This window comes from Kitasatospora sp. NPDC004272 (genome assembly GCF_053603035.1).
The window spans coordinates 1-13,232 of the sequence record NZ_JBSGET010000186.1 but is presented as its reverse complement, the minus strand read 5'-3'; the positions used below and the strand labels follow the sequence as shown (position 1 = coordinate 13,232).

8 protein-coding genes and 1 riboswitch are annotated in these 13,232 nt (G+C 76.5%); of the genes, 3 read left to right on the top strand and 5 right to left on the bottom strand.

Annotated elements, in window-relative coordinates; translation table 11 throughout:
- Positions 1 to 1,180: acyltransferase family protein (locus tag ACWEO5_RS35180; RefSeq protein ID WP_452166183.1), on the bottom strand; the 1,180-nt coding region annotated here is incomplete at its 3' end.
- Between the two features lie 223 nt (positions 1,181 to 1,403).
- A riboswitch (M-box (ykoK) riboswitch) is annotated at positions 1,404 to 1,576 on the top strand.
- A 624-nt stretch (positions 1,577 to 2,200) separates the two neighbouring features.
- On the opposite strand from ACWEO5_RS35180, the gene ACWEO5_RS35175 reads away from it, so the two are divergent.
- The 3 genes from ACWEO5_RS35175 (at position 2,201) to ACWEO5_RS35165 (ending at position 5,568) form a co-directional block, all read left to right on the top strand.
- Positions 2,201 to 3,568, top strand: coding sequence for a magnesium transporter MgtE N-terminal domain-containing protein (locus ACWEO5_RS35175; protein ID WP_452166182.1), 1,368 nt, complete (start codon positions 2,201 to 2,203; stop codon positions 3,566 to 3,568).
- Positions 3,565 to 4,965: an NRAMP family divalent metal transporter gene (locus tag ACWEO5_RS35170; RefSeq protein WP_452166181.1), complete on the top strand. Its 1,401-nt coding sequence runs from the start codon at positions 3,565 to 3,567 to the stop codon at positions 4,963 to 4,965. The genes ACWEO5_RS35175 and ACWEO5_RS35170 overlap by 4 nt, the downstream gene beginning before the upstream one ends.
- Positions 4,966 to 5,214: 249 nt before the next feature.
- A complete protein-coding gene (locus ACWEO5_RS35165) occupies positions 5,215 to 5,568 on the top strand; it encodes a DUF2087 domain-containing protein (protein WP_452166180.1) in 354 nt (117 codons plus the stop codon).
- Here the strand turns inward: ACWEO5_RS35165 and ACWEO5_RS35160 are convergent.
- The 4 genes from ACWEO5_RS35160 to ACWEO5_RS35145 form a co-directional block, all read right to left on the bottom strand.
- The gene (locus tag ACWEO5_RS35160) at positions 5,550 to 6,722 is read right to left on the bottom strand and encodes a serine hydrolase domain-containing protein (protein ID WP_452166179.1); all 1,173 of its coding nucleotides are present in this window, start codon (positions 6,720 to 6,722) and stop codon (positions 5,550 to 5,552) included. The genes ACWEO5_RS35165 and ACWEO5_RS35160 overlap by 19 nt on opposite strands.
- Before the next feature lie 430 nt (positions 6,723 to 7,152).
- Positions 7,153 to 7,734, bottom strand: coding sequence for a hypothetical protein (locus ACWEO5_RS35155; protein ID WP_452166178.1), 582 nt, complete (start codon positions 7,732 to 7,734; stop codon positions 7,153 to 7,155).
- A 108-nt stretch (positions 7,735 to 7,842) separates the two neighbouring features.
- Positions 7,843 to 12,072, bottom strand: a complete 4,230-nt coding sequence (locus ACWEO5_RS35150) for a CHAT domain-containing protein (RefSeq protein ID WP_452166177.1) — start codon at positions 12,070 to 12,072, stop codon at positions 7,843 to 7,845.
- A gap of 178 nt (positions 12,073 to 12,250) precedes the next feature.
- A partial coding sequence (locus tag ACWEO5_RS35145) for a hypothetical protein (RefSeq protein ID WP_452166176.1) occupies positions 12,251 to 13,232 on the bottom strand: 982 nt, incomplete at its 5' end.

Here is a 13,232-nt window from a genome sequence, read left to right as displayed (position 1 = left end):
GGCGAGGACCTGCTGATCGCCGCCGGCCAGGTGCCAGGGCAGCTCGGCCCCGGCGTTGGTCTGGAACACCCAGCGGATCACGCAGCAGCAGGCCGTCGACCGGACGGAGCGCGGCCAGCAGCGCGGCGAGCAGCACCGCCAGCACCAGCACCCAGGCCGGACGCCAGACCCACCAGGCGGCCGAGCCGACCTCCGGTTCGGGAGCCAGGTCGGTGAGGTAGAACACGGCACCGGCCACCAGCACGGGCACCATGTGCCAGAGGTACAGCGACATGCTGGCCCGGCCGAGCAGGGCGGTCAGCCGGGCCGGGCCCCGCCGGGCGTTCAGGACGCGTTCGGCGTGCGGGGCCAGCAGCAGGCACAGGCCGCACTGGGCGAACAGCCAGGCCAGCATCGCCAGCGACGGCGGATCGGTGTTCGAGACGTCCTCGCCACTGACCAGGACCAGGCTGACCGGGAACGGCCCGAACCCGACCAGCGCGGCGTACCCGGCGGCCCCGCCCGCGGCCAGGGCCGCGCCGAACGCCGGACGGGCCGTCAGCCCGCCCTCCCGCCAGGCGAAGCCGAGTTGGTAGGCGACGGCCCACACCAGCAGGTAGTTCAGCAGGCCGACCCGGTCCGCCCAGCCGGTGTCCGCGCCGAGCACCAGCAGGTCCAGCGCCGCCCCGGCGGTGGCGAGGGTCGCGACCGAGCCCAGGCCCCAGCGCCGGTGCAGTGCGGCCAGCCAGGGCGTCAGCGCGCTGATCGCCAGGTACACCGGCAGGAACCAGAACTGCATCGCCAGCGCCCACCCGATCATGCCGAGCAGTGCCGGATCGGCCCCGGAGGCCGCCGCGGCCGCCAGGCCGCCCAGTGCCGGCACCAGGTAGGCGGCGGTGGGCAGCAGCAGCCGCAGGGCCCGGCCGCGGATCCAGGCCGCCGCGCCACCGCCTCCGGCCCGGCAGCGGTCCCAGGAACCGGCCGCCGCGTAGCCCCCGGCCAGGAAGAACACCGGCATGATCTGGAAGCCCAGCGTGAGCCACTGCGTCCACGGCACGGCCACCATCAGTTCGGGCGCGGTCAGCTCCCCGTCGGGCCGCCGCACCAGTGCGGTGATCAGCCAGTGGCCGAGCACCACCAGCACGATCGCCCCCGCGCGCAGCAGGTCCACGTACCTGCTGCGGTCCGTCCCACCGTCCATGGTCCTCCCCCGTCTTCCGTGCCGGTCATCATCGCCAACTGCCGTTCACGACCACGCCACCCGGCGCGTTGCGGTTCGGCCACAACCCGTCCGCCGTTGCGCGCCCCGCTGGGGGCCGCCCGGTGCCGGGGGCCTGCCGGGCCGGAAGGTGGTCGAGCGGTCAAACCCTGGTCAAGGACGGGGCTCCGGGGGTACCGGGGCCCTATCCTGGTCGCGCAACGACAAGACACCTCGTTCGGTGAGGCGTCTTCACGGACACAGGCCACTGATCCCACCCGTCGAGAGACGCTCCGGATCAGGACAGGTCTCCCCGGCCCAAGGGGTGACCCCAAGTGGCTTCCCCACTGCCGGGGACACGCCGTGGAGTGCCAAAGCTCTGACGAGTTGGGGTGTGCCGGGCCGTCACGGCCCGGTCGCCTGCCGCGCGGCCGCGAGTCGAACTCTCCGGCCAGGACCGGGAGGAGGCGAGATGGACAGCAGTAGTCCGGGGCACAGTCAGCCCCTTGCCGTTTCGTCCTCGCCGTTGTTCCGCGGTTCGAGGCAGTTCCTCCTCCACTGATCCCGTTCTCCGCCGGTACCGGCGGGCCGGGCGGTACCGGCGGTCCGTCGGGTCGGCCTCCTGCCGCGCGACCGAACCGTCGACCGCCGTCCTGCCCCGCCCGTCGCGCCCACTCCGAGCGGCACACCGGAGCCGTCCCGAGCAGCGGTCGTCACCCGCTGGCCGGCACCGGCCCCGACCGCCCGGGTGGCCGGGTGACCCGGCTGACCGGATTCGCCGAACCGGCCGCTGCCCCACCGGAGTCCACCGTCCGCCGCGCCGCTCCGCCGCGCCCGCCTGGCCGCCAGCACGGAGGTGCCCGCCGCGGGCCCGCCTGTCGGGGGCGTTCGGGGTACCGGCCGTGGGTGCCCGGTCAGGACGTCCGATCGGCCGGAGCACGGGAGTGCGGGAGTGCGGGGGAGCCGAACTGCCGTGAACCGCCCGTCGGCCCCGCCCTGCCGGGGCAGAGGAGGTGTTCCCTGATGGCCACCAATACACTGTTCAGTTCGACCACGGCCCGGCTGCGCGACCGCCGGGTCAACCTCGACCACCGGGCCACCGCCGGCCGCGCGGTGCGCTCCTCCCTCGTCTCGCTGGCCGGGCTGATCGGGGCCCCGGTCACCAACCAGGCCGGTGCCGAGGTCGGCCGGCTGGCCGACGTGGTCGCCCGGCTGTACGGTCCGGACCCGTACCCGCCGGTGACCGGCCTGATCCTGCGGATCGGGCGCCGCCGGGCGTTCCTGCCCTCCGACGCCGTCGGGCGGCTCGGCGCCGGGCACGTCCGGCTCCGGGCGTCCCGGGTGGACCTGCGGGACTTCCAGCGCCGCCCCGGCGAAGTACTGCTGGCCCGCGACGTGCTGGACCACCAACTCGTCGACGTGGACGGCGTCCAGGTCACCCGGGCCGCCGACCTGTACTTCGCACCGCTGGCCGACCGGGCGGTGCTGGTCGGGGTGGACGTGTCGCTGCCGACCCTGCTGCGCCGGCTCGGACCGCGCCGCTGGCAGGCCAGGCCGACCCCGGAGCGGGTCCTGGACTGGCAGTCGGTCGCCCCGTTCGGCGAGCAGGCCACCGAGGGACCGGCCGAAGTCCGGCTGCGGGCCTCCCGGTCGGCGCTCCACCGGCTCCGCCCGGCCGACCTGGCCGACATCCTGGAGGACCTCGGCCGCAGCGAACGGCAGCAGCTGCTGGGCTGGTTGGAGCCCGAGCAGGCGGCCGACGCGCTGGAGGAGATGGAACCCGCCGAGCTGGAGAACCTGCTGCGCGAGACCCGGCCGGAGCACGCCGCCCGGCTGGTCGACGAGATGGAACCCGACGAGGCCGCCGACGCGCTGCGCGACCTCCAGCCGCGCGAGCGGGAGACCCTGCTGGACCGGATGCCCAGCGAGGGGGCCGCCGAGCTGCGCGGCCTGCTCGCGCACCGGGAGGGCACCGCAGGCGGCGCCATGACGACCCGTCTGGTCACGGCCGGGCTGGGGCAGACCGTGGCCGAGGTCCGCGCCGAGCTGGCCGGGCAGGCCGAGCACCGCACCGAGATCGACGCCGTCGTGGTGCTGGACGCCGCCGGCCGGCTCGTCGCCGACGTTCCGCTGTTCGACCTGGCGGTGGCCGAGGACAGCGCTCCCGTCGCCGATCTGGTGACCTGGCTCGCCCAGTTCGGGCCGCCCGTCGCGCTCTCCCCCGACACCAGGCTGGCCGAGGCCGCCGACCGTCTGGTGGCCGCCCGCAAGTCCTCCCTCCTGGTGGTCGACGAGGGCGGCCGACCGCTGGGCCGGATCCTCGCCGACGACATCCTCGACGCCCTGCTGCCCGAGCGCGGGCGCCTGCACTTCCGGAGGTTCCTCCAGTGAACGCCCGCACGAACTTCGGCCCGGCCGACTCCGCGGCTCCCTCCGCGTCCGCTTCCCCCGCCGTCCCCGCAGCCGCTCCCGCGCTGCCCGTCGCCTCCCTCCCGGTCCAGGCCGGTCCCGGTGCGTCCGGGGCGGCGGCCGGGCCCCCGGTTCCGCCCCGGCGCCGCGGGCTGCGCCGGATCGCCGCGGTGGCGATGGTCGCCGGCCCCGGTCTGGTCGCCGCCAACGCCGGGAACGACGCGGCCGGGATCGCCACCTACGCCTCGGCCGGCTCCCAGTACGCCTACGGCACGCTGTTCTTCATGGTGCTGGTGACCATCGCCCTGGTGATGGTCCAGGAGATGGCCGTCCGGCTCGGCGCGCACACCGGCAAGGGACTCGGGGCGCTGATCCGCGAGCAGTTCAGCCTCCGGCTGACCGCGCTGGCCGTCGGCTGCCTGCTGCTGGCGAACACCGGTCTGGTGGTCAGCGAGTTCGCCGGGATCGGCGCGGCGTTCGAACTGCTGGGCGTCCCGAAGTGGGCCGTGGTGCCGCCCGCCGCCGCGCTGCTGTGGGCGCTGGTGCTGTTCGGCTCCTACCGGTGGGCGGAGCGGATCTTCCTGGTGATGTCGCTGGCGTTCTTCTCCTACCCGGTCGCCATGGTGCTCGGGCACCCGCACTGGGGCGAGGTCGGCCGGAACCTCGCGGTGCCGCACCTGGAGCCGTCCGGTGACTTCGTCCTGCTGGCCGTCGCGCTGATCGGCACGACCGTCAGCCCGTACATGCAGTTCTACGCGGCGGCCGGCGTCGTGGACCGGGGCGCGAAGCCGGAGGACTACAAGCTGATCCGGGCGGACGCCGTGCTCGGCGCGGTGTTCGCCTGCGTGATCAGCCTGACCATCATCGTCGCCACCGCCTCGGCGATCGGCGGCACCGGGCCGCTGCGGTCCGCCGCCGAGGCCGCCCGGGCGCTGGAGCCGGTGGCCGGGCCCGGGGCGGAGCTGCTGTTCGCCTTCGGGCTGCTCGGTGCCTCGGCCCTCGCCGGGGCCGTGGTGCCGCTGTCGGCCAGCTACGCGATCGGTGAGGCCGCCGGGGTGGAGCGCTCGGTCTCCCGGCGGTTCCGGGACGCCCCGCTGTTCCTCGGCGTGTTCACCGCGCAGATCGCCCTGGGCGCGGTCGTGGCGCTGACCCCGGTCGACGTCATCCGGCTGCTGATCGGCACCCAGGTGCTCCAGGGACTGATCAGTCCGGTCGTGCTGGTGTACCTGCTGGTGCTGACCAACCGGCGTTCCCTGCTCGGCGCCGCCGCGAACGGCCCGCGCTACCGGATCGCCGCGACCGCGGTGGTCGTCGGAGTGGCCCTGATGTCCACCGTCCTGCTGGTGCGGACCGTACTCGGCTGGTTCGGCCTGGTCTGACCGCGGGCGCGGGCCCCGACCGGGGCGGAGCACCGACAGCGCCCGCACCACCGCCCGGCCCCGCACCATCACCAGGCGCCGCCACGAACGACCCGGCCTCGAACGACCGAGCCACGAACGACCGGGCCCCGATCGTCCCGTCCGCATGCCTTCCTCCCCTCCTGCGGGGTGTCGGCCCGACCCGTCGGGCCGACACCCCGCCCGGTAAACAGGTTGTCCCGCACCGAACGCCCTGACAGGCTGCCTGTCATGTCTGCTCACGAACCACCGGCCGACCTCTCCGCGTTCTTCACCGACGGCCGTCTGACCTCGGTCCCGCGCCGGCCGGCCCGCCGCACCGCCCTGCTCCAGTACCTCGCGCACACCCTCTTCGACCCCGAGCGCTCGTACACCGAGCGGGAGGTCAACGAGGCGCTGCTCACCGTCCACTCCGACACCTCCATGCTCCGTCGCTACCTGGTCGAGGCCCCGCTGCTGACCCGGACCCGGGACGGGTCGAGCTACCGCCTGGCCGCCCCCGGGACGGCCATCGGCGCGGCCATCGACCCGACCGCCCCTGGCGCTCCCGCCGCCCCGGCGGACACTCAGCCGTCCGCCGCGTAGCGCCAGAACTCCCGCATCAGCGGGGGCGGGGTGGGGCCCGTCAGCTCCCGCTGGGTGAGCAGCACCGTCACCAGCCCGGTCGAGCGCACCACGTGGGCGGCGGTGCCGGTGCCGCCGACCCAGCCGTAGCGGCCCGGCACGTTCCACGGATCCCGCCGGGTCACGTCCACCGAGCCGCCGTAGCCCCAGCCCTGCCCCTCCAGGAAGAGTTCGCTGTCCGCCCGCTGGCGCTCCGTCAGGTGATCGGTGGTCATCAACCGCACCGCGCCCAGCGAGAGCACCCGCCGCCCGTCCTCGGCGCGGCCGCCGGAGCGCAGCATCCGCAGGAAGGTGAACACGTCGTCGAGCGTGGACACCAGGCCGCCGGCCCCGGACGGGAACGGGGGCGGGGTGCTCCACTGGCCGTCCGGTGGGTCGGCCACCGTCAGCGTGCCGTCCGGGTTCGGGCGGTAGAGCGGGCTGAGGCGGTCCGGTGGCGCGTGGAAGGCCGTGTCGGGCATGCCCAGCGGGTCGAACAGCCGCTCCTCCAGCACCTGGGCGAGCGGCTGGCCGGTCGCCCGGGCGACCAGGACGCCCTGGATGTCGGAGCAGGTGTTGTACAGCCAGGCCGCACCGGGCTGGTGGAGCATCGGGACCTCCGCCAGGGCGGCCGCCCACTCGTCGGGCGGGGCGAACCGCTGCGGCTGCGGCGGCCCCTGCCCCAGCTCCGTGAACAGCGGGGCCAGCGCGGGCAGGCTGAAGTCCGCCGGGAAGCCGTAGCCGGCCCGCGACTCCAGGACGTCCCGCACCGTGACGGGCCGGTCGGCCGGGACGGTGTCCGTCACCGGGGCGCGCGGCGTCCGCACCACCCGCCGGTCGGCCAGCTCCGGCAGCCAGCGCTCGACCGGGGCGTCCAGGTCGAGCACCCCGTCGTCGACCAGTTGGAGCACGGCCGCGGCCGTGACGGGCTTCCCCACCGAGGCGATCCGCACCGGCGAACCCCGGCCCAGCTCGCCCGCGGCAGCCGTCTCGACCTGCCCCGGACGGGCGACCAGGGCGACCGCCCCCGGCACCGTCCCGTCCGCGACCCGTCGGTCCAGCAGCGCTTGCAGACCGCCCGACCCGGACGGTTCGCTCCCCGCGCGCACCTCGTCTGCCCCGCGCGCCTCGCGCATGGCGGTCCCCTTTCGTCACCGGTGCCCGATCCGCACCGTACGCACCTTCTGCATCCTGCTGTCGGAAGTGTGCCCCGGCCCCGCGACCCGCTCACCGAACGATCGGCTACCGCTGGCGTGCCGATCGGTTGACGCCCCATCAGCCGATCGGTCGACCCCGCCATCGACCGGTCGTCGCTTTCCTGCGGCGCGCGCATCCGGCGCCGCCCGCCTCCCCCGTTCGGGTGCCGCGCACCAGTAGCGTGACCCGCGCCCTTGACCGCGACCGGCCCCGGAGGTGCCGATGTCCGAGCCCGTGCCGGTGGTGTCCGTACCGGTCGACGGCCGTTCCACGGCCCCCGCCGACCACGCCGGCCCCACCGCCCCCACCGCTCTCACCGCCCCCGCACCGCGCGGACGGGGGCGCGGGCGCGGACGGGGGCGGCGGACATCAGTCCTCGGCCGGGTCGGCCCCGTCCGCCGCCTCGGTGATGCCGAGGTCGGCGCGCATGGCGTGGCGCAGCACGGCGAGTCCGTCCCAGGCGGCGTCGACGGCTGCGAAGCAGGACGCGAGGTCGTCGCCGGGGCGGGCGGTGCCGTGGGCGTTCCGGGCCAGCGCGCCGTACAGCGCGCCGAGCCGGCGGTTGGCGCGGGAGATTTCGGCGAGCACCGCGTCGGGGACGGTCATCTGCGCCTCGGCGTACCGCTGCCGGTACTCGGTGCGGGCGGCCTCCACGGCGGCGGTCTCGGCGGTGCTGCTCGGCTGCTCCCGGCGCAGCGCGTGCGCGTGGTCGTTGAGCGCGGTGAGGTACTGGCGGGCGGCGGTGTTGAGCGCGACGTAGCAGGCCCGCAGCTCGGTCCGCGCCGCGGTGTTTCGCGCCTCCTCGCGGTCGGCCCGCCGACTGCGCTCGGCGAGCTCGCGCTCCTCGCGGCGGGCGGCGTCGCTGCGGCGCTGGGTGAGCAGGGCGGAGGCGAGGGTGCCGAGCACGCCGACCACGGCGGCGATGACGGCGGCGAGAGCGGCGGCGTCCATCTGACGTCCTTCCGAGAGGGCGCGGAGCAGGGGGGTGCGGAGCGGGAGCGTACGGAGCAGCGGGCTGCGGAGCGGGAGCGTGCGGAGCGGCGGCGCGGCGAACCGCCGTCAACGGCCCTGGTAGCCGAAGGCGGCCCAGGCTTCCAGGGCGTCCAGGCCGGTTGCGGCGTCGGCGAGTTCGTCGGGGGTGCCGGCCGGGAGGCGGCGGTCGGGGTCGAGGGCCCAGAGCTGGGTGGCGCGGAGGGCTTCGGCGGGGGGATCGCCGAGGCGGAGGCGGCCGTGCAGGACGTACATCAGCAGGCCGACCTGGTCGTCCTGGACCTCCCAGCGGGAGCCGATCACGCCGGTGGCGCCGGCGGCCAGGAACGCGGTGGAGAGGGTGAGCGCCTCGTCGAGGTCGTCGTCGCTGTGGTCGCTGACGCAGGCGTCGAGGACGACCAGGCCGCCGGGCGCGGCGGGCGGGCGGCCCTGGGCCTGGCGGAGGATGTCGGCGACCGGGAGCCGTCCGCTGTCGGGGGGCCCGTCGGGGGCGGGGGCGAGTTCCAGGTGGGCTTCGAGCGGGGAGCGGCCGAGCGGGCGGGCGTGGCAGGCGAGGTGGAGCACCGAGGCGCCGGCCCGGCCGGGGGCGGGCAGCGCGGCGAGCACTTCGGCGGGGGTGCCCGGGCCCCGCGCGCCCGTGACGTATCCGAGCAGGGTGCCGTCCGGGTAGTGGTCGGCGTGCAGGTACTCGGCCTCGATCTCGGCGCCCGGCAGGTTGCGGGCCGGGTCGCCGACGATCACCGGGTGCCGGTCGAGCGGGAGCCGCTCGCGCGCGGCGGTCTGGCAGAACTGCCGGGCCGACGCGGCGTAGGAGAGCACCACCCGTTCCGCGGCCCGCACCGGGCGGCTGCCGTCACGCAGTCCGCTGTGCAGCAGCCCGGCGTGCCACGGGACGCGCCCGAACTCGCCGAACGGCACCAGCACCAGCCTGGGCGGCGTCCCGTCGGTGCGCAGCGCCGGGTGGCGCAGCAGCGGCCGCAGGACGGCGGTGCCGGCCCAGTCGCAGAGTTCGGCGAGGGCGGCCCGCCAGCGGTGGCGGGCGGCCCGGCGTTCGGGGTGGCGGCCGGGCAGGGTCAGGGTGGCCTGCCGGGCGCGGTGGGCGTCGCGGTACGCGGTGACGGCGGTCAGCGACCCGGCCCGGACCAGCGTGAGCGGCTGGAGCTCGACCCACCCGTCGGCGGTGACCAGGACGGCCTCGCCGTTGCGCCCGCCACCGGGCGGCAGCAGGTAGGCGAGGGCGTGCGCGCCCGCGGCCCGGAGCGCGGCGCCGACCTCCTCGACGGACGGCGGCGTGGCGGGCCCCGGTCCGCCGGGGGCGGCGGCCAGCGCGGTCAGCGCGCGGCGGCGGAGGTCGTCCGGCATCGGAACGAGCGCGCCGTCGGGCAGCTCGGCCAGCAGGCTGCCGGGTTCCAGCCCGATCGTCCCCGCGGCCGCACCGCCGTCCGACGGGGGCGGGCCGGCCTGCCAGGCGGCGGCGAGGTCGTGGTGTCCGGCCGCCCGCAGTTGGTCGGGGACGTCGGTGGTGGCGGTGGAGGCGTGCAGCACCAGCCCGCGCCCGAGCTCCAGAGCCTCCACGGCACCGCGCAGCGCGCTCTGCGGCTGCGCCGGCTCACTGACCGGCGGGGTCTGCCGCTGCTGCCCCGGCTCGCCCGGCCGCGGCGACGACCCCCGCCCCTCCACCAGCTCGCCCGGCCGCGGCGACGACCCCCGCCCCTCCACCAGCTCACCCGACCGCGGCGACGACCCCCGCTGCTCGCCCGGCTCACCGCCCCGCGAGGTCTGTCGGTGCTCGCCCGGCTCGCCCGGCTCCTGACCGAGTTGGTGGTCGTCCAGGCACCAGCGCGCGATCCGCAGGGCCCGCGCGGCGGTGTTGCGGGCGACCGTGAGGGCGTGGTCGGCGGTGGCCTGGAGGAGTGCGGCGGCAGCCGTCTCGCGGAGGCCGGCGAGGCCGAGGTCGCGGCCGGCGGCCCGGTCGCCGGGGGCGAGGCGTTCGCGGTGGAGGTCGGCGAGCAGGCCGCTGACGGTGGCGAGGACCTCGGTGGGGGCGCCGTGGCGGATGCGGTCGCGGACGGCGGTCGCGGAGGCGATCGCCTCGGCGCCGTCGGCGGGTCGGTGGCCGTGCTGGTAGCGGACCCGCAGCAGGGCGGACCGCATCAGGGCGCCGCGGATGCCCTCCAGGCTGTCGGGGTCGGTGTCGGCCAGGAAGCGGTCGAGGTAGTCGAGGGCGGCCCGGGCCCGGTGTTCGGAGTAGCCCGGTTCCACGGCGAGCATGGTGAGCGCGCCGGCGGCGCGCATGGTGAGCAGCGGCTTGTAGAGGTTGCCGGCGGGGGTGCGGTCGGCGGCCTGCACCATGATGCCGATCGCCCGGATGGCGGGCTCGCCGCGGCCGGTGGTCATGGCGTGGATCAGCATGGCCGCGCCGAAGTCGCCGAGGGCGAGGTCGCGCAGCGGGTCGTCGGCGGCCAACTCTCCGGTGAGGGATTCGAGTTCATCGACCACCCGGCCCATCGTCGCGGTGTCCCGGACGGTCAGCGCGAGCTGGAAGGCGAGCATCAGCCGGTAGCGGCGCAGCGCGGGGAGGTCGGCCCGCAGCAGGTCGGCGAGGCCCTCGGCGGGTTGCGCGGCGGCGTGCGCGAGCACCTCGTCGTAGTAGCGCAGCGCCGCGTCCAGGTCCTGTTTGTCGCCGCCGGCCTGGTAGCGCTGGTGCAGGCTGGTGGCGAGGTTCTGCAGGTAGACGACGCGGTTGAGGTCGTCGGGGCCGGCCGCGCGGAACGCCTCGGTCTGGTGGCGGATCGCCGCGTCCAGGTCCTGCGGCGAGTTGCTCAGGGTGAAGCGGTGGCCGAACGCGGAGCCGAGCGAGGCGTGCACGTGCTGGCTGAAGCCGGCGGTCTCGCTGGGGTCGTGCTGGATGCCCCGCAGCAGCTCGATGGTGCCGTCGACCTCGCCCTGGTCGGTGCCGTACTGTCCGGCCACCAGTCGGGCGTGGGCGAGCTGGTTGGCGATGTCGGCGCGGCGGATGCCGTGGTCCAGCTCGGCCATGGTCCGCACCGCGGTCTCCAGGTGGTGGACGCCGTCCGCGATCGGGTGGGAGAGCGGGTCGCGCTGGTTGAGGGCGGTGAGCAGCGAGCCGAGCACGGCGTGGCAGGGCGGGCGCAGCGGGTCGTCGGCGGTCAGTGCGGCGAGGTTCTCCCGCAGGGCGTCCTCGGCTTCGAGGGCCGGCGGGCCGATCCGGGCGTCCTGCAGCCCGCGCGGGGTCAGTTGGTTGGCGAGCAGCCAGCGGGCGGTGGCGCCGTACGGGTCGTCGGCGGGCAGCAGTCGGCGCAGGTCGCGCAGCCGGTCGATCCGGCGGTCCTGGTCCTCGGGCCGGGCCCGGTCGGCGGTGGCGCGTTCGCCGTAGAGGTCGGCCAGCCGGAGGGCGGCGCGCAGCCGCAGCGGGTCGTCCGGGTCGCTGTCGGCGGCGACGTGTTCGAGCTGCTCGACGGCGCAGTCGAGCTGATCCGGGGTGTCGGGGTGGTCGAGCAGCAGGACGGCGAGGCGTTCGCGCACTTCGAGTGCGAGCTGCGTCCGGAGGTCGCTCTGGAGGTCCAGGGCGTATTCGAGCTGGGCGGTGGCGGCGCGCAGTGCGGCTGTTCCGGGGGTGTGGTCGCAGTGGTCGGCGAGGGCGCAGCCGAGGGTGCCGGCCAGCAGGACGTGGGTGTCCGGGTCGAGGTGGTCGGGCTCGGCCCGGTGAGCGGGGCGGTGGCCGAGCGCGGTGCGCAGCGCGCTGATCGACCGGTCCAGGTCGTCCGGCCGGGCCGCGGGGTCGGGGCGGTCGGCCTTGGTGTCCTCGTGCCGGGCGTGCAGGAGCAGCCCCAGGTGGGCGGCGGCGGCCGTGCGATCCGCGGTGGCCGTACCGTCCGCGACGGCAGTCGTACCGTCCACCGCAGCGGTCGTACGGTCCGCGGTGGTCGTGCGGTCCGCCGCAGCGGGGTCGAGCCAGTTGACGGCCAGGCCCAACAGGTCGGTGGCCTCGGCCCGTTCGCCGAGCGCGGCGGCCTGCAGGGCGGGGTCCTCCGGGTGGTCGGGCTGCTCGCGCAGCTGCCAGTGCCGCATCGCGTGGGCCAACCCGAGCAGGGCCCGTGCCTCGGCGAATTCGGCGGGGTCGGCCGCGGGGTCGGACCCGCCGTCCTGGGCCAGCCGCGCGTAGCCGGCCGTCAGCGCCTCCAGTGCGGCGTCGAGTCGGCCGGGTTCTCCGTCGGCCTCGTACGCCGTGAGGTGCGCGCGTCCCCGGTCGAGCAGCTCCCGGTGACCGGCCGTCACGGACGCCTCCCGGTGGGGTCGGACGGGGCGTCGGCCCGGCCGGGCCCGGCTGCGGGCACGCTCCCCCGCAGTCCCGGCCCGGCTGCGGGCGCGCTCCCCCGCAGTCCTACCACGGCTCCCGGCGCGCTCATCCGCAGCCCCGGCGCGGCTCCCGGCGCGCTCATCCGCAGCCCCGCGCTCATCCGCAGGTCCGCCGCAGTGCGAAGCGTCCCGCGTAGCACGCGAACGGGAGCGCCAGCAGCAGCGCGGCCCAGAAGGCCTGCTGGCCCCAGGTGTCGGCGAGGGCGCGGAACCAGGGGGCGAGGACGGGAATCCGGGCGGCTTCCAGCGGGCCCAGCGGGGGCGGCCAGGCGCCGAGGAGCAGGGTGCCGGCGGCGAGCCAGCTGAAGGCGCGGCGGGCGGCGGCGGCGCCGGCCAGGGCGGCCAGGGCGGAGCAGGCGGTGAGCAGCGGCAGGAAGTCGGCCTGGTAGGCGGCGCCGTCCGGGCGGGGGCCGGGCGGCGGGAGGTGGACGGCGAGGCGGACTTCGACGGCGGCCCACAGCAGTGCGGTCAGGGCGAGCGTCGCGGCGAGCGCGAACGCGGCCTGCTCGCGGCGGCCGTGGCGCCAGCGGGCGGGGGTCCCGACAGTGGGGGCCTGGTGGCCGCCGTGGGAGGTGCGGTGGGCGGCGGCGAGCTGCGGGACGACGACCCGCCGGCTGAGCGAGACGGTCAGCGGGATCGCGGCGACGATCACCCAGCCCGACCAGTGGCCGGCGCCGCTGCCGAACACCTGGACCCGGTCGGCCAGCCAGGGCGGGGTGCGCAGCACGGTCATCGGCGGCCCCCAGCCGCCGGTGCCGACCACCAGCGCGCCGGCGTGGGCGAGCAGCAGGATCCGCCGGCCGACCTGGCCGGGGAACAGCGCCACGGCGAGCGCGGCGACCAGCGCCGCGCCCAGTACCGGCGGGAGTTGGCGGGAGGCCGTCTCCGCCGCCGTGGCGAACCGTGCGCCGAGCAGGTTGCCGTCGGTGGAGCCGGCCGACAGGTCGTTGGCGATCCGCAGGGTCGTGCCGCTCCACAGCCACAGCGCCAGGGTGAAGGTGAGCACGGCGCCGGCGAGCAGCCGCCGGGGCATGCGGCCGGGCGGCGCCGGGGTGCTGGGAAAACCGGGTGCGTCGGGC

What these genes read in the sequence shown, in the direction of transcription:
- ACWEO5_RS35160 (WP_452166179.1), bottom strand. Translation starts at nt 6,722, where the DNA reads ATGCGCGAGGCGCGCGGGGCAGACGAGGTGCGCGCGGGGAGCGAACCG.
- ACWEO5_RS35175 (WP_452166182.1), top strand. Translation starts at nt 2,201, where the DNA reads ATGGCCACCAATACACTGTTCAGTTCGACCACGGCCCGGCTGCGCGAC.
- ACWEO5_RS35155 (WP_452166178.1), bottom strand. Translation starts at nt 7,734, where the DNA reads ATGGACGCCGCCGCTCTCGCCGCCGTCATCGCCGCCGTGGTCGGCGTG.
- ACWEO5_RS35165 (WP_452166180.1), top strand. Translation starts at nt 5,215, where the DNA reads ATGTCTGCTCACGAACCACCGGCCGACCTCTCCGCGTTCTTCACCGAC.